The sequence below is a fragment of the Pseudoalteromonas sp. HL-AS2 genome (assembly GCF_031198805.1).
GTDB lineage: Bacteria > Pseudomonadota > Gammaproteobacteria > Enterobacterales > Alteromonadaceae > Pseudoalteromonas > Pseudoalteromonas nigrifaciens.
This window is the reverse complement of the sequence record NZ_CP133572.1, coordinates 248109-273405: the sequence shown is the minus strand read 5'-3', so window position 1 is coordinate 273405 and position 25297 is coordinate 248109. Positions and strand designations below refer to the sequence as shown.

Here is a 25297-nt window from a genome sequence, read left to right as displayed (position 1 = left end):
GCTAGGCTCCATATTGCTTGATGAGTGAATGCACATAACTTTTTGCTAGCTTTTCACTGTGATTAAACTGATGTTCGTTTGATTTACTAAGTACTGCTCGTAACCATAGGCCGTCGATCATGGCGGCGCTAAGTTCGGCGGCTTGTTTTGCTTGCTCAGCGGGCATTAATTGCTTAAATGAAAATGCTAAATTACTTTGCAAGCGTTTGCTGTTTACATTTTGTAGCCGGTGTAATTCGGCATCGTGCATTGATTGTGCCCAAAAGCTCAACCAAGTTCGTGTAGTATCTGAGCGCTGTTGCACAAGTGCAAAGTTGGCTTCAATAATAAACATTAAGCGCTGCGTTGCGTTGGTATTTGCTTCAAGTTTGCAAACAAGCTCCTGTTTTAAACTCGTAAGTAAATACCTCACCGTTGCTTCAATTAATCCCTGCTTACCACCAAAGTAATGACTAATAATGCCAGAGGATAATCCCGCATTTTTACTAATACTGTTAATAGTGGTTGCCTGTAAACCGCGCTGTGCAACCGACTCAATTGTTGCGTCAATTAGCTGCTGACGTCTTATAGGTTCCATTCCAACTTTAGGCATATTTATTATTAATTGACCGTTCAATAAACATAAGTTTAAGGTAATAGCTCTAACAATTCAAGGCGCAGGTAAATGATCGGATGCCTAAATGTAGATGAAATATTAACAAGAAAGGTGATCTAGTATACGTAAATAACAAACATTGAATTTGTTTTATATTATTTAAAAACAAGAGTTTACGTGTTATTTTGTAGTGCAATAGGGGAGGGTTATTTTGGCTAAGAAATAAAATGTAAATAATTTCAAATAATATGCTTAGTACGGTAATCATTAGAGCACTAACGGTATGTGTTGCTGTTTATATAGCCAAAATTGCAATGGATATAATTATAACAACAGGCTGGTTTTATAAAGTTAATTGTAAATATAGCAAAGCAAGAAGGGCTAATATAGGTACAAAGCAGACGTATTGTTACAGCTTAATTTAAGGCGCTAATATACCTTTGAACAAAAGAGGATAACGCCTAAGACGATTTCCAATGTAGTCATCGGCCATAATTTGTGCGCAAATTTCATCCACGTTATTACATGCTGCAAACACCCAGTCAAATCGCTCAATAGCGAGGAGAAAGCCTTTTTTTAAATGGGTTTGGGTACGGTAGTAAGCTAGGTTGTGGCGAATAATTTCGAGCTTGTGCGGGTTAGCTTCAAGCTCAATAATTACTTGCGTAATAAAGGAAGTATTGAGCTTGCTAGTGGCGCGTTTTTTAAGCCTGGGTGGCAGCATTAGGTTTCATTGGCAATATTGTGTAATTTTTTTAAAAAGTCATCTTTGTGTTTTTCATGTTCGTAATCAAGATGATACGTATTATGAAACCCAAAACGCAGTTCTACGCCGCTGCCTTGTAAATAAATGGTATAACCGTCTGCGTCTGAATACGCGGTAACACCTTGATAATGCTTACCATCATCCTGCATTTCGCCGCGTTGTATTATGCGTTCATACACAGCTAAAATTTGCTTGTTGTCGATTTCATTTTTCATTAATTAATCCTTAACTTTGCAAGTATATACGTTTTAGATATGTGGTCCGATCATCTTAAAAACAATGGTTAAAAATGATGATATTACTTTGTAATTTGGTTATTTTAAATTATGCTCACGGTTCATTATTTGTTGAGCTTACACCATGATAGACAAGGCGTTACTACTTAAAACTCGTGAATTATCAGATCAATTAGTTGCCCTGCAAACACCTATAAGAATACTGGATGCGATTAATTGGGATAAACAAATTAAAGAAGAATTTTTTAGACAGAAATGTCAAAAAAATCCAGTTATCGATCGTGCTTATTATCAGCAGCGCGATTTAGGATTTGTGCCCAGCGAACTACGCCAAGCGTTTTCTACTTTGCAGCGTAACATTATTAACCAGTTAGGACAGCTAAACCCAATAGCTCAATATATGGGAAAAATGTGCAGCGAGTATAAAACCGTATTAAGCATGCTGGAATATCGAGGAACGCCTGAATTTCATGACCTATCAGTAGAGCTATTTGGGCACCCTAAAGATTTGTTTCATGCTGGTGAGCCTTCACTTACTGAGCTGGCAAACATGTTAGAGCGGCCGCTTAAAAACTTATTAATTGCCGATATACTGCCAGACGATCCTAAAAATATAGCAGCAAGCGATGCTGTGCGTATTTTATCTGAGCAAGTTAATGCCAGTATGGTAGGGATCAACGTAGAGGTAATGCTAAGCGATGGCATAGTGAGCGATGCAGCAGCTGGGGCTAATAACATTAAGCTAAACAAAGATGTGAAGTTTTCGCAGCGTGAACTCGATATTCTAGAAGTGCACGAAGGCTGGATACATGTAGGCACGACGCAAAATGGCCTAGCGCAACCTTACTTAACCTGTTTAAGTAAAGGCACGCCAAGCTCAACAGTGACCCAAGAGGGCCTTGCGGTATTAACCGAAATTATTACCTTAAAATCAACACCACGGCGCTTATCTAAATTAGTTAACCGTATTCAAGCGGTGACCAAGGTAATTGATGGTGCTGAATTTGTTGATATTTACCGCGATTATGTAGCGCAAGGGTTATCGCAAGATGAAAGCTATACTTTAGCTCAGCGTGTATTTAGGGGCAGTACCCCCACAGGTTTGCCGTTTACTAAAGACATTGCCTACATTAAAGGCTTTGTTTTGGTGTACAACTTAATTCGGGTTGCCATACAACTGGGCAGAATCGATCAACTGCCTTTATTACTGGTTGGAAAAATATCGATTGATGACTTTAGGCTGATTACGCAACTGCATAGTTTAGGAGTAATCGAATCGCCTAAGTTTGTACCTCCACACTTTAAAGACTTACGCGGTTTAGCAACTTGGCTCAGCTTTGGGCGCTTTATTGGAGACTTGTCGTTTGAACAATTAGAAAACGATTATAAGCCGCTGTTTTTATAATAACTACTGGGAGCTTTTCTCCCTTAAAGCAAAAAAAACGCAGTTGGAATGAGCAACTGCGTTTAAGTATATAGTTACAAGCCAACGTAACTATAGTTGAGGAAAGTTTGCTAGTAATTAGCCAGGTAAAACTTGGCTGTATAGTTGGTGATTTGCCTTGCTACAAACTAGGTTTGTAATCTACTCAGATTGATTATAATCAAGAAGCAGCGAAATAATAAAACGTGTTTTTAATGTGTGCAATAGTTAATTTTAAATAGCTTGGAATTAATTTAAGTTAATATAAAACAGTAGTTTGGGTTGTTAATTTAAATCATCTAATGGATAAGTAAAATTAATCGAAAGCGCCATTACGTTAGTAAACCTCTTTACCAGAGCTCCGGTTAAATAGGCATAAAAAAAGCCCTTTACGGGCTTTTTAAAGAGTGACTAAATGCAGGCTAGTTAGCGCGCATTGGTACTTTCAAAAATTTTATCGGCAGAGGCTGCTACAAACCCGGTGTAAAGCTCGCCATCGGCTTTAGGGTAGCGAATAGCAAACTCATAAAAACAGCTAGGAATGCTCATTTCACCATCGCTAAAGCTTACTGAGTACTCATCAGCAAGGGTCGACGATTGCTCAAGTAATACCTCTGGCGAGCCTTTTACTTCGCCGCCTGAGCTATTAAGTGTAAAGCCTGCATCTTTTAGCGCTTGGTTAACATCTTCAATGTTATCAAATTTATCAAGGGTATTAATATTTACCGTAAAGTGATTAGCTCGGTAACCCCATGCCGACATCCACGCTGCGTATTCGCTCTCGGCAAGAAGTTGCTTATAAGTGTCTGTGCTTACTTGCCAGTGCGTGCCTGAGTATAAAAAGTTATCGGCAGTCACTGCGTCCTCGTCAATTTGACTCACCATATCATTTACAATTGTTTGTAACTCAGCAGAGCATTTATCTACCAACAACTCAGAAATAAATACTTTTGGCAGTGTTAAATCACTGTGCTCGTAGTGCTTTGCGTATAGTTTTTTAGCTTCAAAGTGATACTCACCACATTCTTTATAACCCAAAGCTAAAAAGTGTGCTGCCAGCTTTTCTAAGCCCACTTTTTCAATGTTAAAGGTACGCAGAGCAATATGATCGTTAATAATGTCATCTTTTTGCGTTGAACCTAATAGATCATGAATTTTGTCTGCCGATGGCGTTACGTTTAAGTAGTTTTGCCATAGGTTATCAAATAATGTATTTACATCAGTATGCATTTTAAATCCTTAAATTTTGTTATATACCTTAACGCTAGTTAAGTTGTATTTATTCAATTATTAAGCCCGGCGCGAGGGTTTGCGGTAAAGTTACTTTATCTGATTCAACAGAAGCTACCGGGTAGGCGCAATAATCGGCAGCGTAATAGGCGCTTGCTCTGTGATTACCACTGGCGCCAATGCCACCAAATGGTGCAGCGCTAGACGCACCGGTAATGGGGCGATTCCAGTTAACAATGCCAGCACGAATACGCTTTAAAAAGTGGTTATAATCGTTTTCACTATCGGCGAGTAAGCCGGCAGATAAACCAAAGCTGGTGTTATTTGCTTCATTAATGGCGCTGTCAAAATCGCTGTAGCGATATATTTTAATTAATGGCCCAAAATGCTCTTCATCTGGCATATCATTAACATTAGTCACATCGATAATACCTGGGCTGACAAAACCAGTACCTGGTTTTAATTGCTTAAGTTCAACTAAAATCTCAGCGCCTTTAGCGACAAGTTCATTTTGCGCAGCCACCATACCTAATGCTGCTTTTTCGCTGATCATAGCACCCATAAATGGCTGCTCTGTTGCAAAGCTGTCATCAACTACAATATTTTTAGTGGCGCTAATAAGCTTAACTAGAATGGCATCGCCATTACTCGAGTTTTCAATAAATACACGGCGTGCACAGGTACAGCGTTGGCCAGAAGTAATAAAGCCCGACTGAATAATGTCGTGTACTGCGGCGCTAACATCGTTTACGTCTTTAATTATCAGCGGGTTATTGCCGCCCATTTCAAGCGCTAAAATTTTACCCGGGTGGCCAGCAAACTGTTTATGTAATAAATGACCTGTATTAGAACTACCGGTAAAAAATAAGCCATCTATATCTTGGTGAGCGGCCAATGCCTTACCTGTTTCAATTTCGCCTTGTACTAGGTTAATTACACCAGCAGGTAAGCCCGCCTTTAACCACAGCGATAAAGTAAATTGTGCTACATGAGGAGTAAGCTCTGAGGGTTTAAATACCACAGTGTTACCCGCTAAAATAGCGGGTACAATATGCCCGTTAGGCAAGTGCCCAGGGAAGTTATAAGGGCCAAAAATAGCCACTACACCGTGCGGCTTATGCCTAATAAATGCTTTAGCACCTGGCATTGGGTTTTCTGTGGTACCGGTACGCTCATTATATGCTTTTACCGAAATAGCGACTTTACCTGTCATCGCGCCTACTTCAGTACGGGTTTCCCATAAAGGCTTCCCGGTTTCTTGGGCAATAATAACGGCAAACTCTTCGCTGTGTTCTTTTAGTTGTGCAGCAAAGTTCTCTAGTATGGTAATGCGTTGCTCAAGCGGGGTATCAGCCCACTGTAACTGCGCTGCTCTTGCGGCTTTTATTGCGCTATTTACTTGCTCAGCACTGGCGCCATTACCTTGCCAAATTGTTTCGCCATTGCTTGGATTAATTGAGGCAAACGCTGGGCCTTGGCCTGCTTGCCATTGGTTATTTACAAGTTGTGTATTCATATATATTTACAGACGAAAGAATCGTGCTGCATCTCCTTGGCTTAACTTAAGTGCATCAGCCACTGCTTGGCTAATGATTAACGTATGCTTTGCATGATTATAATGCGCGTGTTTAGTAAATGTAGCTCTAAAGTCACTCACACCATGATTACAAATAGCGAGCGTGTCGGAACTGTTTTGTGTTATATGTTCAAGTTCACCTATGGTAATAGGGCACACTTGAGACTCGCGAATACTGCGAATATTACCTAGCTTAGCTTCTACAGTGGGGCCGGCATCAAATAAGTCAACATAGCCGCGATGTTCAAAACCTTCTTTTTCGAGAAGTTTAAGCGCGGGTTTGGTTTTTTCATGAACATGACCGATCACAGCTTGGGCTTTTTTACTCAGTAAATTTACGTAAATAGGGTACTTAGGCATGAGCTCGCTAATAAATACCTTGTCGCCTAAACCGACTAAATGATCTGCTTGTGGAAACTCAATACTAAAAAAGTGCTCTTGTAGCCATTGCCAAAATGGCGAATGGCCGTGCTCGTCGCTTACACCGCGCATTTCGGCAATGACGGTATCGGCAAAGCGTTCACTGTGCTGCGCCATAAACAAAAAGCGCGAGCGCGATAAAAAGCGCCCAGTTAAGCCTGTACGGCTGTCTTCACGTAAAAACAAAGTGCATATTTCAGAGCAACCCGTGTAGTCGTTACACATGCTCAAAATATCAACAGTGTTGTATACATTTAATGTAGGCGAGTGATGCACTGTTTTACCTAAGTGATAATGATATAGCGGCACAGTTAAGCCTACAGCGGCTTCTATTGCGGTTGTGCCAATCACTTTACCTGTTTCACTGTCTTCTAAAACAAATAAATAGCTCTCGTCCAATGGTTTATTAATGTTTTTAGCAAAGCTTTTTTCAGCGCGATCAATTTTTTCTTTTAGCTGGGTGTCATCTACGGGCAAAGAGGTAAACCCATGCCCAGACTCTATTGCTATTTGCTTAAGCGCATCAAAGTCGTTGGCTGTAATAGGACGTAATACTTGCATTAATTACTTGCTCCAATAGCACGCCCAAAGGCGTGCTGGTTTACTATTATTAACCGTTAACTACATCGCTTACGGCTTTATCAAAGCGCTCTAGGCCTTCTTTAATATCTTCTAACGGAATAACTAAAGACGGAGTAAAACGAATAACATCCGCACCGGCTACTAAGTTCATTAAACCATTGTTAGCACTGGCTATTAAAAAGTCGCGTGCACGCCCAGCAAACTTGTCGTTTAGTGCAGCACCAATTAATAAACCTTTACCGCGAATTTCACTAAATACATTATATTTTTCGTTAATCGCATTTAGGCCATCACGAAACAGCTGTTCGCGCTCTTTTACGCCGCTAAGTACTTTTGTGGTATTTACTGTATCAAAAGCGGCTTCGGCTACGGCGCAGGCTAATGGATTTCCACCGTATGTAGAGCCATGTGTGCCAACTTTTAAATGCGCTGCTATTGCCGTGGTGGTGATCATGGCACCGATAGGAAAGCCTCCACCTAACGCTTTTGCTGTAGTTAAAATATCAGGTACTACGTTTAAGCCCTGATACGCGTATAAATCGCCAGTACGGCCAACACCCGTTTGCACTTCATCAAAAATAAGCAGCGCGTTGTGCTTAGTACATAGCTCGCGTACTTTGTGTGCAAAATCGTCAGTGGGTGAAATAATACCGCCTTCACCTTGTAGTGGCTCCATCATTACCGCACAGGTTTTATCGCTAATAAGGGCTTCAAATGCGCTAATGTCGTTAAAATCGCAATGCACAATATCGGCAGGCTTAGGGCCAAAACCATCTGAATAAGCTGCTTGACCACCAACCGTTACGGTAAAAAAGGTACGACCGTGGAAGCCTTTATTAAAAGCAATAATTTGCGTTTTTTCAGCACCGTGTACGTCTAGGGCAAAACGACGCGCTAATTTTAGCGCTGCTTCGTTAGCTTCGGCACCTGAGTTGGCAAAGTACACTTTTTCAGCAAATGTAGCATCAACCATTTTTTTAGCTAAACGCAAAGCAGGCTCATTAGTCATTACGTTTGATAAATGCCAAATTTTTTCACCTTGCTCTTTTAGTGCATTAACTAAAGCCGGATGACAATGTCCTAAACAGTTAACCGCAATACCACCGGCAAAATCAATAAACTCGTTATTATCTTGATCCCATACACGCGAACCTACGCCGCGTACCGGAATAACTGCTGAAGGATTGTAATTTGGCACCATTACATCGTTAAATAAGTCTCTAGTTACTTGCATTTTTACACCTAAATTATGTGGCTACTTAAAAAAGTGTTGCTAAAACAAAGAAGAACTTAGCCTGTATTCTTCAGTAAACACTGTGTTTTTTGTTATAAGTGTCATTATCGAAGGTTGTGAATGAAATTTGCAGTGCTATTTTGTGAAAAATGATTAGAATAAAAGTCAAATTAACGAAGGGTTTGTGCATTATGATAACTCCACAAGACGAAAAGCTATTATCTATTTTAAAAACTAATGCCAGAGCGAGTATTTCAGATTTAGCTAGGCACCTTAATTTATCACGCTCAACTGTACAAAGCCGCATGTTAAAGCTAGAGGAAAGTGGCGTAATTAAAGGTTATAGCGTTGATTACGGCGATGACTTTTTAAATAGTATGGTAGCCGCTCATGTGTCTATTAAAGTAAGGCAAAAACTGACGACAAAAACCAATTTAGAGCTAAAGCAAATTAATGCTATATCGCAGCTTTATGCTATTAGTGGCGAGTTTGACTTAATTGCAGTTGTGCAAGCACAAAACTTAGAACAACTTAGCCACTTACTCGATGATATTGGCAACTTAGATGGTGTAGAACGCACTACTTCATCTGTTATTTTAGAAACCAAATTTAAACGTTAGGTTTGTTGTATAAAAATGTAAACAGGTAGCGATTACGCATTGATATAGCAAGCAATTTATAATAAAGTTATTGCATAGAGTACAAGCTCTAATGTCATGAAAGTGGATACTATTAGCTTGTACTTTGTAAACAAGGACTGTTTAAATAAACTTAGGAAAGTTGAATTTTACTCTCCCTTTTTAATTCAATTAATAGCAATCAATTTACAGTACATTGGGTAGTTTATTTCATTAGCCGCACTGCCAAGGAATCAGCAATCTGCTGACATAATAAGGACAAATTGTGAAAGTTATTATAACCATCATTGTTTTATTAATAATAACGAGTGGCTATTACCTTAGTGTTCATGCCGCCATTTTTAATGCGAACAAAACTATTGAAGTTAAAGAGTATAGCGATTTATTTTATAAACTAGGCTCAGATTCGGCCCCAGACTCAGTGAGCATAGATGAAATTATTGCTGGAGCTTCACAATTTGCACTTTCAATGTGCGATGATGCAGTTTATCAGCAGGTTTTAGGGAAAACGGTTGACTCTTGCAAACTCAAGTTTCATCAATCAAAAGCAAAATGCGCACAGTTTTTAACGGCGCATAACTCAGCATTTTACGATAAAAAAACACCGGTTAGCTTAGTCGCAGAAAAGTTTATTGACTGCGTAAGTTCGTAATATTTTAATTACTTATCTTTTGCTCGGGTAAATGCGTTAAACTTGTCACTAATAATTTAGTGGCTTTCTCGTCATTTAAATAGCTCTCTTAATCAATGGTATTGGTATTAACCTTGATAAAGTGCACTTCATTGCAGCTTATATTTCTTAATTTGCTAAAATAAGTTTATTAAAGAGAGAATGATTAATTTACCCACTATTTAGTGGTAGCAAAAGGTAATTAGCAATGATGAACACCAAAGTATATAAAGCAGTACACGACTTAGCTGAAGAGCTAATGGCGGCTGCAAATAAAAACGATACAAAAAAATTCGAGTCACTTTACGCGCAGCTTAAAGCAATTTGTATTGAAAACGAAAACACCAGCAAAGATCACCCAGTACAATGGGAAACGCTGGCTGATTTTACCGAAGAGTTAGAAGAAGCAATTGAAGGCTACGAAAAAGCCTTAAAAAAATCGATAGCCATTAACTCTAAAGATCATATGTCGTCGGTTGCATTCTCTATGGCAACTTTGCAGCTAGAATTAGGCCAAAAAGAGGCTGCAATTAAAAACCTTCAAGATGCTAAAATCAGCGCTAATAAAATTTCGGATAAAGAGCTTAAAGCAGAAATACACGACCTACTAGAGTCGCTAGTAGAAGAAGAAGGCTAGAGCCTTTTTTATTGATATTTATTTTGCTGAGCTACCTAAGCTCAGCACTTTAAAGTAATACATTAAGCACCATTAGTTATTATGGTTTTAAAGGGGCTTTTCTAATGATTTGCTTTTTGGCTTCGTCGAGTTTTATAACATAGGCATTACCGCCGATACCTTTAAATTCTTCATCGGTAAATACTATGGTGTTGTCGTCGTAAAAAGTAACCGCTTCTTTTTGGGTAACAATGCCTAGGTCTATTCGCGACACGTCACCCGAGAAAAACTTATCCCCTTTAAAATTCTCAAATAACCAAAGGCTAGTTGAGTCTAATAACACTAGTTTTTTCCGATCAGGGCTCAGTGCAGCAGAGGTTATCCAGCAGAGCTTTTCCATGGTGGTACAGGTTTTAAATGAGTCGATTAGTTCTGCGTTAAAATTAGCCGCATGATCACCCACTTTATATACATTTGTAATGCCATCAAAGGGTTCAGTACGATTTTTGGTAAATAAATATAAGTGTCTACCTAATGCTACAAACGCCTCTAAGTCATAATTGCGGTTATCTGGAGCAACCGGTGTACCGTCTAACTCGGGGTAGGTAAACTTAATTATTTCAGCTTCGGTGGTATCGGTTTTAATATCAATGGGGTTTTCTATTTTATAAATAGTAAGCCAGCGGCGCTCATTGGTGTTATTACCAAAATCACCTAAAAAAAAGTGACCAAATTTATTTTGGGTCATATCTTCCCAATCTATATTTTTAGCGTTAGTCACTAATATTTCTTTAGCAATTGAGCCATCATCATTGAGTCGGTAAAGTTTAGGCTCGTCGCCGCTATCGTTAATAGCCCATAAGCGTTTATGCTTATCATACTCAATACCAGATACTTCTTTGAGCCTAGGGTCAACAGAAATCATTTTTTTGCTATACAAGGTATAAATAGCAGAGCCTATATATGTGGCACTAAAAATAAACAGAGCAGCAATAGAAAGTAGAATGCTTTTTTTCAACATCAAATTAATATATTTCAGAATGTTAATTAATATATCGTTATTATCGCTGATGGTAGAAGAGAACTAAAGACTTATCTTGTAGCGTTTATTAACGGTTGCTTAAAATTGCATGTATTTTAAACTAAATAGGTTAATTAACATGATTTTGTCGAAGAAAAGTGACAATTATTGCTGATTACGCTATTAATAGCTAAGTACTGTATAAAAACTAAGAAGTAGGTAATGTGTCTGTATTTGTTGCAAGGCAAGCAATATTAAATCGTCGCCAGAATGTGGTTGCTTATGAGCTATTATTTCGTGATAGTGATAAAAACTATTTTCCAGAAATATCTGATGGCCAAGCAACGGCAAGGTTGATCATGGAAAATCAGCTTAACTTAGGAACCCGCCATATAACGTCAGGTAAAAAAGCGCTGATTAATATAGGCCCAGAGTCGTTAAAGCTCGATTTATGTGCATTTTTACCCTGTAAAGATGTGGTGATTGAGTTACTCGAAACCATAGAGCCCACAGACGATAATTATGAGTTATGCCGTGATTTATTTCATAGTAATTATAAACTAGCGTTAGATGATTTTGTGTACACCCCACAGTGGGAGCGATTTTTAAAGCTGGTAAATCTGATTAAGTTTGATATACGTCAAACCCCATTACCGGAAATTGCCCAGGTTGTTAAAAAACTAAAAAAACATAAAAGAATAAAAATACTTGCCGAAAAAATAGAAACGCCCGAGGAGTTTGAACTTGCCTACAAAATGGGCTTTGATTACTTTCAAGGTTATTATTTTGCAAAGCCAACTATGCTTAAACAAAACGATATTGACTATAATTACGCGCTAGTAATTGCAATTTATGCAGAAGTTATGAAACCCAATCCAGATATAAGCGTAATTTCTGGTTTATTTGAGCTTGATGCTGCGCTGGCATACAAACTATTACGCTTAATTAATAGTGGTGTGTTTCCTATTAAAAGCCAAATATCTTCCCTTAAACAAGCATTAGTATACTTAGGTCAGGAACGGTTAAAAAAGTTTGTAAGTTTGATCGTTACTGCTTATACAGTTAAGTCTAAGCCTGCCGAATTAATGAAAATGTGCGTAGTCCGTGCTCGCTTTTGTGAGCTAATTGCCGCGCAAATAAGTAAACAGCAAAAAGGTGAAGCCTTTTTAACCGGGCTGTTTTCGTTACTCGATGCCATATTAGATCAACCTATGAGTTTATTAGTTAATAAACTACCATTTCCAGATGACATTAAAGCAGCGTTACAGGGTGAAAAAAACACCTTACATTATATTCTTGAAACCGTAAAAGCATATGAATCAGGAAGCTGGTGGGCATTAGAGCAGGCCGTTTTATTAATAAATATAGATAGTAAATTACTACCTAACATTTATAAACAAGCGGTAGACTGGGCCGATAGCTATAAAAATATCACGTAATGGAATAGATAATGCGTAATTATAATTTAGACTTCATTCGTGGTATTGCCGTACTTGGCTTGGTGTTTATGAATATATACACCTTTGGAGTATTCGAACTCGGTTATACGCCCCTAACAACCCCACCAAGCAGCGATAGCCTGATTCAAACATTAAACCTAATATTTATAGAGGGGCGTTTTAGGAGCATATTTAGCATACTCTTTGGGGCGGCTTTATACATACAATGGCAACGCTATAACTTGGTTTTACCACTTAAAAGCCGCCTATATTGGTTACTAGTTTTTGGTTTATTACATGGTTTTTTACTTTGGGCCGGCGATATTTTGTTTTTGTATGGGGTGTCGGGGTTGCTTGCTATAAGGTACTTAAGCAGTACCAATGAGCAACTTTTAAAGCACGCCTATGGGTTTATTCTACTCTCGGGTTTGGCAACCGCTTTAGTTATGTATAGCGTACCAGAGACATTAATATACCGTGATTCGCCAGAGTTTAATGCTTTGTATAGCCAATACTTTCAATCATATGGCGATCACTTGTTATCTAACATAACTATGAACGCCTTAATGGTGTTTATGGTGCCTATACTTACCATGTGGGTAACGACAGCGCTAATGTTATTAGGTATATATCTGTATAAGCAACAGGTGTTTGCTAGTGGCTTATCGGCAAAGCAACTCATTTTAGTAATTAGTAGTGCGCTACTATTTACCAGTTTACGGCTAACTACAGAGCAATATAGCAGTGGTGTATTTTATGCGCTGCAAGAATTAATTAACAGTGTGGCAGCATTATGTATGGCGGTTATTTATATTCACATTGCAGTTAAGTTGTGTAGTAACAATGCCAACACAGGAAAATTAATTCAACAAGTAGGGCGTTTAGCATTTAGTTTATATATAAGCCAAACGTTAATGCAACTTGTGTTGTTTAAAGTGTTTTTTAAGCAGTGGGCGCTCAGTTTTAATCGTATTGACTATTGTTTAGTTGCTACCTTACTAATCGTTATTCAGCTTATTATTACCGCCATTTATAGCCGCTATTTTCAACAAGGCCCTTTAGAATACATATGGCGAAAATTAACCTACGCAAAAATCACTGCTTAAACGGCTACAAAGGTTAAATTAAGGGCGAAAAATTATTGTGGGTGGTTTAAACTAGCAGCCTTTAAAATTAAGGTGAATTGCTTCCATGACAGACTTAAAACGATTAAATAAATTTATTAGCGATACTGGCTTTTGTTCGCGACGCGAGGCTGATAAATATATTGAAGACGGTCGTGTTACTGTTAATGGTATTCGCCCGGAAATGGGCGTAAAAGTTTCATCTACTGATGTTGTATTGGTAGATGGCAAAACACTTAAAGCAATCCCTAAACGCGTTTATATTGCCTATAACAAACCCGTTGGTATTACCTGTACTACAGAGCGAAAAATTCAAAGTAATATTGTTAAAGCAGTTAATTACCCCGATAGGATCTTTCCAATAGGGCGCTTAGATCGCCCATCTGAAGGGCTAATATTTTTAACTAACGAAGGCGACATTGTTAATAAAATTTTGCGCGCTGGCAATAATCACGAAAAAGAATATGTAGTTACTGTAGATAAACCATTAAATCGTCAGTTTGTAGCTAAAATGGGTAATGGTGTGCCCATACTCGATACCATCACTAAAAAATGTAAAGTAACCCAAACCGGTGCGCAGCAGTTTACTATTATTTTAACCCAAGGGTTAAATCGTCAAATACGTAGAATGTGTGAATATTTAGGTTACGAAGTGGTCACACTCAAACGCGTACGTATTATGAATGTGACGCTTAAAGGTTTAAAAGTAGGGCAATGGCGTCACTTAACTGAACAAGAAATGGCGATTATAAACAACTCTATCTCTGACTCAGGAAAAACCCAAGAGCATTCAGTATACGATGAAGCAAACGCTTTACAGCAACAAAGCCCGCAAGCTGTAGCTAAGCCGCAAAAAACAAGTGATAAAAAACGTGATTTTCAGGGCGAAAACCCTAAACGTTTTAATCAAGGTGAGCGCACTGAAGAACGTAAAAAAGAGCGTAGTAAAACGCCTTATCAAAAGCGCTCAACCACTTATGTTGGTAAACCTAAAAGTATAAAAGCAAATAAATCATCCGACTCAAAAGGAATATTGAGCCTTAAAAAATAAAGCGATATAACATTAGGTACAGTACAACAACTTAATTAACCTGCGATTTTAATAATTTATTATCAAAATCGCTATTTGTTGCTATGTATATATTCTATAAGTTTATCCAGAGGCATAGGTTTACAGTAATAAAAGCCTTGTATTCTAATGTTATTAAACTTAGATAAATAACCGATCAGCTCAGGACTTTCTACACCTTCTACTACCACTGTTTTATTTAACTGCGTGCAAATATTAATAATGCCTTCTAGCAATGCTCTTTTTTGCCCAGCTAATTCGGCGCCAATGGTAAATTCACGATCTATTTTTATTATATTTGCCGGCTGACGCGATAAATAAGACAAGCTTGAGTAACCCGTACCGAAGTCATCAATTGCTACATTAAAACCTTTACTCATCAGAGCTTTAAGCACTTCTTCAATAGCGCCTTTTTCTGACATAATCATTTCGGTCACTTCGATGGTGAGCAACTTAGGCAGTATGTTTTTTTCAGACGTTAACTTATAAAGCTTTTCGGTAAAGTTTCGCTGTTGTATTTGTTGCGGTGAAAAGTTAACCGCAACACAAATATTTTGTAATTCAGCTATGGTACTCATATCGTTTAGCACTTGAGTGAGGACTTGTTCGCCCACTTGTAATATTTGCCCTGTTTGTTCAGCAATAGGAATAAAAACAGCAGGAGAAATATAACTGCCATTATTTTTCCAGCGAACTAAAGCTTCTACAGCAACAATACATTGAGTAGTTAAGTTATAAATGGGTTGATAATAAACCTCTAACTCCTCTTTTTTAATCGCTTTTTGTAGCTCACTTCTAATTGTAACCATAAAATTATGGCTCTCATCCATAAGCTTATGGTAAAAACAAAATTGATTGCCGCCTAAAGCTTTAGCGTTATCCATTGCTATATCAGCTTGTTGTAGTAGTAATGCAGGGCTAATGACCTCTCCATCAGACATGGCTATGCCAACACTCACAGTAAGGTGGATATCAACCTCACCTAAGTTATATATATCGGCTAGCGATTTTATTACGAGTGTAATTTCATCCGATAGCTGCTGCTTAGATATATTACAGTAATGCAATACAAACTCATCATTACCAAAACGCGATATGGCGCCTGCCCCAACAGCATTTTTCTTAAGCCTTTTAGCGACTAATTGCAAAACCATGTCACCTAATTTATGGCCTAAACTATTGTTTACTGCGCTAAAGCCATCTAAATTAAAAAACACCATCGCACAATTTACATCGACACAGTTAACTTGCTTAGCCTCTATTTCTGCATTTAATGCATCACGGCGCAGCAGGCCGGTTAACTCGTCGTATTTAGCCATTTTATGTAACACAATAGACTGTTGTCTGAGCAAAAAAGTAGAGTCAGTGGCTAATATCAAAATATAAATAAACGCAAAAGTAAGCCATATGATCATTTGCTCAATTTGTGCCGCTTCTTTAAGCTTTGAATAGTTTTTAATAAAGCTATAAACGTTGTGCTTAATTAATCCTCTTACAACAATTTCGTTAACTATATAATGCTTGCTATAACGGCTTAATAAGCTATTTAAGTCTTGAACATTTTTTTGGTTTTTGTCGATTGCGAAATAAATTTTAGGTGTTAACTCAATAAAAGTATCAAACGAGCTGAGATAATCTATGTATCTGTTTTCAATTAACAAGTTTAAATTTAACAGTGCCAGCACTTGGTATTTTTTACCATTTGTTGCTGTTATCGGAATTGAGAACATAATTATGGGCGTGTCAGTGTCTAATGTTGCTGAGTTAGCCGCAAATCTAACTTCATTTTTAGCGGCTTTTAACCAGTTAGTAATAGGTCTGGTTGCAATTAATCCGTCATTAGTAAATTGCTCAGAATACGTTGTGCCGCTAATGTAATTCAAGTCTTCATCGAGAAGAAGCATACTGCTAATAATTTCAAAGTCTTGGGTATAAATTTTTAAGTCTATATTAGCCATTTTTATAAAGTCGTCGGCATTCACTACTTCTAAACGTGTTTTTATGCGAGTAAGTGATGTGATATGACTTTCGAGGTTTTTATTGAGTATAGTTTCAACAAATTTAATTTTATTTTGTGCATCTACAGCTACATTAGTTACCGTTTTAACCGCGGTAACTTGCCAAAGTGTTATGCCAATAAAAATAGCAAAAAACGTAATTACTTTAGCGGTTATAGAACCTTTAACGGTAGTAATTGGGTTTTTAATTTTTATAATTAAAGCTAAAAAAAACACAAATACCATTACAGCACTAAAAGATGAGATAAAAGGGTTATGGCTGTCCCAAAACCAGCTACTGCTATCGTGTCGCCACAAACTTAGCTCAAAGTTAATAAACAATATCGCGCCGGTAATGAGTAATATAGGTATGAGATATTTAATTTTTTTTGTAGGTAAAACCTTAGGTAAAAAAGCCAATAAAATAGCTAAGCCTAACGCAGTCAAAGAAAGTTGCAGAGAAATAACAGGCATTAAGCTTTGCGTAACAACAACACTTTCTAAAGCTCCCAAAAATGCAACAACAAGAAAAAATTGGATAAAACCTAAATACAATATACTTGCTGCTGATTGAGTTAGGGATAGTCTCATTATTTTATCATGTCCTTAAAATGATTAACCTTAAAGTTACATTAGCATTATTAAAACAAAATACCAGATATTTAAAATGTTTGTATGTATATAAAATATAAGAAAAACGATGTTTTTTGAGCGGCATAATCACAATGGTACTTTATTACTAAGAGTAGGCAGTTATAAGGCAGGTATAAAGTGGTATATAAAATAAACGCAGCTTTAGCTGCGTTTATTAATTTACTAAAAGCTTATTTGCTTTATTTAATTCGAGTTTTAAGTGGCTGATATTCAATTTTATATATAATGGTATAAAGCACAGGCACTACAATTAAAGTTAATATGGTAGCAAAACCTAAGCCAAACATAATGGTAACCGCCATTGATTGAAAAAACACATCAAATAATAGTGGGATCATCCCCAATATAGTGGTTATTGCTGCCATAGCAACAGGGCGTACACGGCTTACTCCTGAATCAAATACCGCCTGGTATGGCGCTTTACCTTCAGATAACTCAAGATTTATTTGATCCACTAATACTATGCCATTTTTTATTAACATACCGCTTAAGCTTAGTAATCCTAATAATGCCATAAAGCTAAACGGCGCATTCATGACCAATAGCCCAGCGCTTACCCCAATAATTGCCAGTGGTACAGTAGCCCAAATAACTAAAGGCTGCTTAACAGAGTTAAACAGCAATACTGTAATTGCAAACATAGCTAAGTAACCAATCGGCAATGAGCCAAAGATAGCTTTTTTAGCTTTACTCGATGACTCGTATTCGCCACCCCATTGCATTTCGTAACCGCGTGGCAGCTCAATGTTTTCGATATCGGTGCGAATGCGTGCAAATAGTTTAGCCGGCGTTTCGTCACTTAGTACATCATGGTCAGCCATAACGGTAATAGTGCGCTTACGATCGCGGCGCATAATCAAGCTGTCTTCCCATTCAACTACAAACTCATCAACAACTTGAGTAACCGGTATAAACACCCCCAATACTGGGCTGAAAATTTGTAGGTCGTGTACACTTTCTACGTTTAAGCGCTCGTTAGCAGGAGAGCGCGCAATAATAGGCAGTAATTGGGTGCCATCACGATATACACCTACTTGCTTACCCGACAAGTTAGTAAGCAATACTTGATCAAGGTCTGATTTACTAATACCTAAACGACGCGCTTTTTGTTCGTTAAACTGTGGGCGGATCATTTTGGTACGTGCCCGCCAATCATCACGAATATTATGCGAACCTGTATCTTGCGCTATGATATGTTTGGCTTGAGCAGATAGTTTTCTAAGTACAACTGGATCTGGGCCAGAAAAACGCGCTTCTATTTTTGCATCAGTTGAAGGGCCTATTTCCATAGGTTTAACTTTAAGCTGTGCGGCAACCGGATTGTGCTGTGCGAAGTCTCGTACTTTTTGCATAACAGTGGCAACTGCTTCACGGTCAGTTACACGAATAATTAATTGCCCGTACGCGGGGTATGATTTTTCAGGAGCATAGGTAAGCATAAAGCGCGGAGCACCTTGGCCTACAGTACTGGTTATTTCAGTAACGAGCGGGTTTTGCTGTAAAAACGCTTCTAACTTTTTAATCCCCTCAAGCGTTGAGCGAATATCAGCGCCTTGTTCTTGCCAATAATCGACATAAAACATTGGCGTATTAGATGCCGGAAAAAATGATTGCTTCACAGCGCCAAAACCAACAACAGCACTACACAACAGTACTAACATTAAAACTAAAGTGCTTTTTCTAAAGCGCATAGCAAGGTTTAAGCTGGCTTTGTAACTGGTGAATATAAAACCTTGATATGGGTCGTCATACTGTTGCTCGCCATCAGCGTTTAATTGCGTTTCTTTAAACATTAAGTTGGCAAAAAATGGTGTGAGGGTAATGGCAGTGATCCAGCTTAATAAAAGCGAAATAAGTAATACCCAAAATAAACTACCGGCAAACTCACCGCTGGCGTCGGAGCTTAAACCAATCGGCGCAAATGCAGTAATCGCAATCACAGTTGCCCCAAGTAATGGCCACTTAGTTTGTTCAACAATATTAATAGAGGCTCTTAGCTTAGTTTGCCCACGTTTGAGGTTAATTAAAATACCTTCGGTAACAACAATGGCATTATCAACAAGCATACCAAGTGCGATTATTAGCGCACCTAACGAAATTCTTTGCAAATCTATAGCAAATAACTTCATAAAAATAAAAGTACCTAAAACGGTAAGCAGTAAAATACCGCCAATTAATAGCCCGCTTTTAACCCCCATAAACAGCAGTAACACTATAATTACAATAGCAATCGCTTCAACTAAGCTAACAATAAAACCGTTTACCGATTTTTCTACTTCGTTTGGTTGGTTATAAACAGCATTAATTTTAATCCCATGTGGCCGCTGGTACTCAAGCGACGCAAGGTGCGCGTCAATGTCGTTACCTATATCAACCACATTAACGCCCGACATAAACGACACGCCAATTAACAATGCTTGTTGTTGGTTGTAACGAATAATATTGTTGGGCACTTCGGCGTACTCGCGATATACCTTAGCTACATCACCTAAATAAATTAGCTCGCTGGCACCCGATTTAGAAATAAGCAGGGTTTCTAACTCTTTTACATCTTTAAACTCGCCAGTAGGATGTAAACGAATAGACTCACTGCCGACCCTAATTTTACCTGCGTTAGAAACCGTATTTTGCGATTGTAATAATTGAAAAATATGACTAGGCGCTATACCTAATTGAGCAAGTTTTTGCGTAGAGATTTCCACCATTACTTGCGCTTGTTGCTCTCCTGCAATAATTACTTTACTTACGCCTTTAACCAGTACTAGTTCGCGTTTAAGGTAGTCTACGTAGTCTTTAAGCTCGTCGTACGAATAGCCGTCGCCGGTTACTGAATACATTACGCCGTAAACATCAGCAAAGTCATCAATAATTTTACTAGCGTATACACCACTGGGCAAAGATGGGTTGAGGTCGTTAATTTTACGCCGCATTTCATCCCAAATTTGTCTTAACTCTTGTTTTCGGTAGTTACTTTTCATTTCTACGGTAATTTGCGACTTACCATTTGACGAAATAGAGGTAACGTAATCAACGTAAGGTAATTGCTGAATCGCATTTTCGATAGGAAAGGTAACTTCTTCCTCTACTTGCTGTGGCGACGCGCCAGGATACATGGTGATAACCATGGCTTTTTTTAACGTAAATTCAGGGTCTTCTAATTGCCCTAAGTCAAAATAAGAAACACCACCGCCAATAAGTAGCAGTAGGGTAAACATCCAACTAATAACTTTTTTCTCTATAGATAGTTGTGCAAAGCTCATAATTACAGGCCTCGCTCTTTATTCCATGGGCGTACTTGCATGCCTTCTTTTAATGAATGTACACCGGCAGAAACAATTTGCTGTCCTTCTGTAATCCCACTGAGTACTTCAATGCCATCGCGGTGTAATTGGCCCACTTTTACTGCTTGTCTATGTATTTGGCCGGTTTGCTCGTTATATAACCATACATAAGCGTTGTTACTAATAGATTGCTGCGGATCAGAAAACACCGCCTCGTTGGGCAAAATAGTGTAAGCGGTTTGTGATTGCGTTACTTTACTTAAATCGATAAGTACGCGGCCAGTCATACCGGCAAGTAAGTTAAAATCTTCTGGCACTGGCAGCGAAAACACAACTTTATACGTTAATGTGGCGGGATCTGCTTGAGTGTCCCACTCCTTAAGTGTGAGTGTGTATTTTTTATCGTGATAGCCGTCAAAAATAACCGTTGGTTGGTATTGAGTTCCTTTAATAAAGCGCGCCACAATTCTTTCAGGTACTTGAATTTCAACATCCATTAAATCGCGGGTTTCTAAACGCAGTATATTTTGCTTTGCTTGTACGCTTTCAAAGTTTTTTACAAATACTTTAGCAATCGTGCCCGCAAACGGCGCTCTAAGTTGGCTATATTCAACATTCGTTTGTGCAATTTTAAAGGCCGATTCGGCAACTTGCTTGTTAGCAATAGCCTGATCAAGCTCTGATTGGCTGGTAATGCGTTTTTCGAATAGTTGTTCAATGCGCCCTAATTGTGATTTAGCCAGCTCGTAGCGGGCTTTACGCTCATTATATTGCAGCTGAAAATCTTCAGGGTCTAACTTAGCTAATAGCTGTCCTTTTTTTACATGCTGACCCGCTAATACCGGAAACTCAACCAGCTCACCACTTACTCTAAATGCAAGGTAAGAGCCTTGATTTGCAACTACTTCACCAGGAAAACTGCGAATGTTAACTTGCGAATCGTGACCAATATTAAATAACTTTACCGGGCGTATTGGCTCTTCTTTTACTTGCGGCTCAGGCTCTGAGCAGGCTATTAAACCAAGTAAAGTCGTCGTTACTACACATAGACGTAAGAGGTGCATATTTTCTCCATGAAAATTAAAAGCTAAATAAAGTCAGTGCAGCATACTCCGCAAACATATAAAATAAAATTCATTAAATTTTAAAAACTCAATAAGTTTTACTTATGTTGTTATTGGCAGTGCTATGAAACTCAACCAGCTACAAATATTAGACGCCATTGTACAAAGCGCAAGCTTAAGTGCAGCGGCACTTAAACTACACAAAACGCAGCCAGCGCTTACGTTAGCAATTAAAAGTTTAGAGACAAAAATAGGCTTTGCGCTACTCGACCGTTCGCAATACCGTTTACAATTAACCGAAAAAGGGCGGATTTTTCATCGCCAAGCTAAGCAACTACTCAATAACAACGAAGAGCTTGCACAACTTGCAAAAGAGCTAGCACTGGGCAATGAAGCGCAATTTAGAATTTGTTATGAACAAATATGCCATGTGCAAAGCTACAATGAGATCATAAGTAATACTTTTAGAGTATTTAATAGCACTGAGTTTAGTTTAACCAGTGGTAAACGCTTTATTTCGTTGGAGCAAGTTAATAATGGCCAAGCAGAGCTTGGCATAGGCCCTTGGTTTGACTTGTTTCATGCTACCGGCGATTTAGAAAGCTTGCCCATAGGCAAGCTCGACATTGGTATTGTTAGCGCAAAAAATATTATACCCAACACACTTAGCTACAGTGAATTACAGTCGTACCCGTGTTTAGCCATGTTTGAAAGCGGCCTGAGTATAGACAGTGATAGGTTGTCTTATTCTAAAGGCCCAGCAATGATGAAAATTGACGATATATCGAGCTTAAAATCGTTTTTACTATCGGGCGCTGGTTGGGCTATGATCAGCTTAGAGCATTGCGCTGAAGAAATTAAATCGGGGTTATTACAAAAAGTCAGCATAACTGATCGCGAGCATGAATTTAGTACGCAAATTCGCGTTTTTAGGCAGCACTCTAGCCATCATGGGCCAGTAGCACGTACTATTTGGCAGCAGTTTACTCAACTTAGCCAGGCGTATTTGAAAAAACATGGAAATTGATAAAGAAACGCTTATTTATACCGTTATTGGTAGTATTCCTAAAGGGCAAGTTGCAAGTTATGGGCAAGTAGCCGCTATTGCGGGGTATCCGCAAAATGCGCGTTTAGTGGGGCGGTTATTAAAGCTAATGCCCAACGACTCAACAATTCCTTGGCATAGAGTAGTAAACAGCCAAGGTAAAATATCGTTTCCTATAGGCAGTAATAAATATCAAGAGCAACGACAAAAACTGTTATTAGAAGGCATTGCATTTAAAAATGAGCGAGTGAATATGCGTGTGTACCAATGGCAGTAATATAACAAGTTTAATCTGCCTGCTGTTTACTTAGCCACTTACTTAATGAGTGCGCTGTTAAAATAGTGCTAGCGTTAAAGTGTTTATAACTAAGTGCTTAACGCAATAAAAAAGGGCAAGTTAAATGCTTGCCCTAGTTTGCGTGTAAAGTGCATGCTTTACACTAAGTTTTTGCCTTTTTGTTTCGCATTTTTAAGATCTTTTATAAGTGAGCAAAGTAAAATAACAAATACACCAAAGGCAATCACAGGCCAAATTAATACATAAATAGTAAGTAATGTTGTAGACATAATTTTTCCTTATTTATTGTCACTAAATTCAACAACACGTTGCTTAATTAAAGCAAAATCAAACGCGCTTTTGTTGCTGGTTAAGGTAAGCACTACACAAATAATAGCGCTGGCACCGTAAGCGGTCAGTGAGCTTAGCAATACAATATAGTCGCGTAAAAAACCTAAAGTAAAAAACAGTAGTATTACGGCTGTTATTGCGCCCAAAATTAACCCCGCAGTGCGGCCAAAAAAGCCAAAACACATTAAGCCAATAACAACACCGCCGCCTACGCTTGCTATTACCTCAAAAAATAACGCGACAGCGCCAGTTAATTCCAGCCACTCAAAGCGTGCGATAATAAAGAGTAAAAACGCGCCGGTTACCGCGCCAGTAAACGCCAGATTTGTCACCTTATTCCAATATAAGCTAGAAATAACCGGAAACACAATTGCGCCCCACAGTGCGCCAACAAAAATTAGCATTGAGAGAATATCGAGTTTAAGGCTTGCAAATATAACGCCTAACATGGTGGCAACAACCATGGTAAAGCGGCCAACCCAAAGCATTTTTTTAGGGTTAGGATTGTTTTTACTTAAATGTTTACCGTATACGTCGGTCATTATAATTGCGGATAAGGCTGACAAGTCAGAATCGGCGGTGGATGAAAGCGAGCCAATAATCATCACAAATAATACTAATACCATTACAGGTGACAGGTAGGTGGCGGCCATCTGTGGAATGAGGTTATTTAAATCACCGTCTATAGGTTGCACGCCGGCTAGTAACGCCAGTAAACCCAGCATACCTAAGCCTATAACAATAGAGCCATAACCTATGGTTGCGGTAATAAAACTCGGTTTTATTAAGTCTTCGCGTACAGCAAATAAGCGTTGGGCAATAGTTTGATTACCAATAGCGTATGCAAGAACTGCAACAAAAAATGGCGCGCCTTGCTCTAAAATGGCAGTAGTAGAGAAAAAGTCAGCTTGTTCTATTGTTAAGTTACTCATGCCTTGAGTAAATAAGTCGGGGCCGTCGAGCTCAAAAAATAGCATAGGAATAATAACCACAGCGGCGAGCATCATAGCCATTAACTGGCCAAAATCGGTAAAAACCGAGGAGCGAAACCCCGACCAAAAAGTGTATATAAGCACGCCAGAGCCTGCAATTAATACCCCTTCGGTAAAGTTCAGTGGTGATAAAATATCTACCAGCGCACCGGCTGCAGTAAAGTTAACCATTAAACTAATTATACTGCCGACTATGTTTGAAGAGGCTAAAATCATTTGGCTAGCACTGCCATGCCGCGCATGCATAATTTCGGCTAAGGTACGCGCATTTGGCGCAAGCTCTCTAAAGCGCTTACCAAAGGGGTAAATAAATAAAATCATCAGTGCGCCCCAAAAACCGTAATGGATTGCCCCCGATAAACCATATTTGTACCCCGAACTTGCAGCAGCATAAAACGATGCTGCCCATATCCATGTGGCTGTCATACTCGCTGCAGACATGCTAAATCCAACGGATCCGTTGGAAACCATATAGCCATCGGCATTTTCTTGTTTTTTGCCAATACTTAGCGTGAATAAAAAGGTTAAACCATAAAAAGCAAATAAAACCAGCAGTATAGTGCTGGTACTAAACTGAAACATTTTGACTCCTTCGCCGCGTCACTCGTCATTACAATAGAGATAATAAGGTGACGGTTATTATTTATTTTACGCAGTTAAAAACGCACGTAAATAATTAGAGGGCTACTAAAAACTTTATAAAATAGCTTAATAAAACTAGTAGCAAAAAATAGCTGATACGATCATCAGTAAAGAATAATGTAAGCAAAAACGCCCACATAAGAAATTAATGTTAACACAAATGGAGGATGTTATGTGATTTAGCTTGGTTTACAGTATTAAATGCTGAAATTGGTGCTGCTCAATATTTAATATAAATCAATTTTCCGCTAACGAATAACAACCAACAGGACGGCTATTTAATGTAATTACACAGCCAGTTTTCAGTGTTTGGTTAATACAGCAATAGCAACTTAAGCCTTATCGTTACCCTAAA

The 25297-nt window shown here is 38.5% G+C and carries 22 protein-coding genes; 9 read left to right on the top strand and 13 right to left on the bottom strand.

Annotated elements, in window-relative coordinates:
* Nucleotide 1 precedes the first annotated feature (1 nt).
* From betI to RB215_RS16100, 3 genes are all read right to left on the bottom strand, one after another.
* Nucleotides 2-577, bottom strand: coding sequence for a transcriptional regulator BetI (gene betI, locus RB215_RS16110; RefSeq protein ID WP_050754485.1), 576 nt, complete (start codon nucleotides 575-577; stop codon nucleotides 2-4).
* 439 nt (nucleotides 578-1016) lie between these two features.
* Complete coding sequence (locus RB215_RS16105) at nucleotides 1017-1319, bottom strand: hypothetical protein (protein WP_011330047.1); 303 nt, start codon at nucleotides 1317-1319, stop codon at nucleotides 1017-1019.
* Nucleotides 1319-1576 carry a DUF3081 domain-containing protein gene (locus tag RB215_RS16100; protein ID WP_011330048.1) on the bottom strand — a complete coding sequence of 86 codons (258 nt, stop codon included), beginning with the start codon at nucleotides 1574-1576 and terminating at the stop codon, nucleotides 1319-1321. Before RB215_RS16100 ends, RB215_RS16105 begins: the two co-directional genes overlap by 1 nt.
* 145 nt (nucleotides 1577-1721) lie before the next feature.
* Between RB215_RS16100 and RB215_RS16095 the strand changes: the two genes are divergently transcribed.
* Complete coding sequence (locus RB215_RS16095; protein WP_011330049.1) at nucleotides 1722-3002, top strand: flavohemoglobin expression-modulating QEGLA motif protein; 1281 nt, start codon at nucleotides 1722-1724, stop codon at nucleotides 3000-3002.
* 444 nt (nucleotides 3003-3446) lie between these two features.
* Here RB215_RS16095 and RB215_RS16090 read toward each other — a convergent pair whose 3' ends face one another.
* Genes RB215_RS16090 through RB215_RS16075 form a run of 4 tightly spaced genes read right to left on the bottom strand, consistent with a single transcriptional unit; the run spans nucleotide 3447 to nucleotide 8062 of the window.
* Nucleotides 3447-4250, bottom strand: a complete 804-nt coding sequence (locus RB215_RS16090; RefSeq protein ID WP_011330050.1) for a DUF1338 domain-containing protein — start codon at nucleotides 4248-4250, stop codon at nucleotides 3447-3449.
* A 49-nt stretch (nucleotides 4251-4299) separates the two neighbouring features.
* The gene (gene astD, locus RB215_RS16085) at nucleotides 4300-5766 is read right to left on the bottom strand and encodes a succinylglutamate-semialdehyde dehydrogenase (protein ID WP_309217436.1); all 1467 of its coding nucleotides are present in this window, start codon (nucleotides 5764-5766) and stop codon (nucleotides 4300-4302) included.
* Between the two features lie 6 nt (nucleotides 5767-5772).
* Nucleotides 5773-6807 (bottom strand): arginine N-succinyltransferase, encoded by a 1035-nt coding sequence (astA, locus tag RB215_RS16080; RefSeq protein ID WP_011330052.1) that lies wholly within the window; start codon nucleotides 6805-6807, stop codon nucleotides 5773-5775.
* Between the two features lie 49 nt (nucleotides 6808-6856).
* A complete protein-coding gene (locus tag RB215_RS16075) occupies nucleotides 6857-8062 on the bottom strand; it encodes an aspartate aminotransferase family protein (protein WP_309217435.1) in 1206 nt (401 codons plus the stop codon).
* A gap of 191 nt (nucleotides 8063-8253) precedes the next feature.
* Between RB215_RS16075 and RB215_RS16070 the strand changes: the two genes are divergently transcribed.
* The 3 genes from RB215_RS16070 to RB215_RS16060 all read left to right on the top strand — a co-directional run bounded on the left by RB215_RS16070 (nucleotide 8254) and on the right by RB215_RS16060 (nucleotide 10007).
* Nucleotides 8254-8682, top strand: coding sequence for an Lrp/AsnC family transcriptional regulator (locus tag RB215_RS16070; RefSeq protein ID WP_011330054.1), 429 nt, complete (start codon nucleotides 8254-8256; stop codon nucleotides 8680-8682).
* 283 nt (nucleotides 8683-8965) lie between these two features.
* On the top strand, nucleotides 8966-9352 hold the full coding sequence (locus RB215_RS16065; RefSeq protein WP_011330056.1) for a hypothetical protein: 387 nt from the start codon (nucleotides 8966-8968) through the stop codon (nucleotides 9350-9352).
* A gap of 226 nt (nucleotides 9353-9578) precedes the next feature.
* Nucleotides 9579-10007: a hypothetical protein gene (locus RB215_RS16060; RefSeq protein WP_011330057.1), complete on the top strand. Its 429-nt coding sequence runs from the start codon at nucleotides 9579-9581 to the stop codon at nucleotides 10005-10007.
* A gap of 79 nt (nucleotides 10008-10086) precedes the next feature.
* Here the strand turns inward: RB215_RS16060 and RB215_RS16055 are convergent, their stop codons facing one another.
* Nucleotides 10087-11007 (bottom strand): hypothetical protein, encoded by a 921-nt coding sequence (locus RB215_RS16055; RefSeq protein ID WP_041454933.1) that lies wholly within the window; start codon nucleotides 11005-11007, stop codon nucleotides 10087-10089.
* A 224-nt stretch (nucleotides 11008-11231) separates the two neighbouring features.
* On the opposite strand from RB215_RS16055, the gene RB215_RS16050 reads away from it, so the two are divergent.
* The 3 genes from RB215_RS16050 (at nucleotide 11232) to rluF (ending at nucleotide 14621) form a co-directional block, all read left to right on the top strand.
* On the top strand, nucleotides 11232-12446 hold the full coding sequence (locus RB215_RS16050) for an EAL and HDOD domain-containing protein (protein ID WP_182683616.1): 1215 nt from the start codon (nucleotides 11232-11234) through the stop codon (nucleotides 12444-12446).
* Nucleotides 12447-12457: 11 nt separating this feature from the next.
* Nucleotides 12458-13552, top strand: coding sequence for a DUF418 domain-containing protein (locus RB215_RS16045; protein ID WP_182683615.1), 1095 nt, complete (start codon nucleotides 12458-12460; stop codon nucleotides 13550-13552).
* 85 nt (nucleotides 13553-13637) lie between these two features.
* Nucleotides 13638-14621, top strand: a complete 984-nt coding sequence (rluF, locus tag RB215_RS16040) for a 23S rRNA pseudouridine(2604) synthase RluF (RefSeq protein WP_011330061.1) — start codon at nucleotides 13638-13640, stop codon at nucleotides 14619-14621.
* 71 nt (nucleotides 14622-14692) lie between these two features.
* On the opposite strand, the gene RB215_RS16035 is transcribed toward rluF, so the two are convergent.
* The 3 genes from RB215_RS16035 to RB215_RS16025 form a co-directional block, all read right to left on the bottom strand.
* Complete coding sequence (locus RB215_RS16035; protein ID WP_309217434.1) at nucleotides 14693-17227, bottom strand: bifunctional diguanylate cyclase/phosphodiesterase; 2535 nt, start codon at nucleotides 17225-17227, stop codon at nucleotides 14693-14695.
* 242 nt (nucleotides 17228-17469) lie between these two features.
* Nucleotides 17470-20550, bottom strand: coding sequence for an efflux RND transporter permease subunit (locus RB215_RS16030; RefSeq protein WP_309217433.1), 3081 nt, complete (start codon nucleotides 20548-20550; stop codon nucleotides 17470-17472).
* A 2-nt stretch (nucleotides 20551-20552) separates the two neighbouring features.
* Nucleotides 20553-21635, bottom strand: a complete 1083-nt coding sequence (locus RB215_RS16025) for an efflux RND transporter periplasmic adaptor subunit (protein WP_309217432.1) — start codon at nucleotides 21633-21635, stop codon at nucleotides 20553-20555.
* A 124-nt stretch (nucleotides 21636-21759) separates the two neighbouring features.
* Between RB215_RS16025 and RB215_RS16020 the strand changes: the two genes are divergently transcribed.
* Both RB215_RS16020 and RB215_RS16015 read left to right on the top strand, forming a co-directional pair.
* The gene (locus RB215_RS16020) at nucleotides 21760-22662 is read left to right on the top strand and encodes a LysR family transcriptional regulator (protein ID WP_011330065.1); all 903 of its coding nucleotides are present in this window, start codon (nucleotides 21760-21762) and stop codon (nucleotides 22660-22662) included.
* Complete coding sequence (locus RB215_RS16015) at nucleotides 22652-22957, top strand: MGMT family protein (protein WP_011330066.1); 306 nt, start codon at nucleotides 22652-22654, stop codon at nucleotides 22955-22957. The genes RB215_RS16020 and RB215_RS16015 overlap by 11 nt, the downstream gene beginning before the upstream one ends.
* A gap of 158 nt (nucleotides 22958-23115) precedes the next feature.
* Here RB215_RS16015 and RB215_RS16010 read toward each other — a convergent pair whose 3' ends face one another.
* Complete coding sequence (locus RB215_RS16010) at nucleotides 23116-23247, bottom strand: putative transporter small subunit (RefSeq protein WP_011330067.1); 132 nt, start codon at nucleotides 23245-23247, stop codon at nucleotides 23116-23118.
* Nucleotides 23248-23256: 9 nt separating this feature from the next.
* Nucleotides 23257-24882 carry a sodium:proline symporter gene (locus RB215_RS16005; protein ID WP_309217431.1) on the bottom strand — a complete coding sequence of 542 codons (1626 nt, stop codon included), beginning with the start codon at nucleotides 24880-24882 and terminating at the stop codon, nucleotides 23257-23259.
* Nucleotides 24883-25297 lie beyond the last annotated feature (415 nt).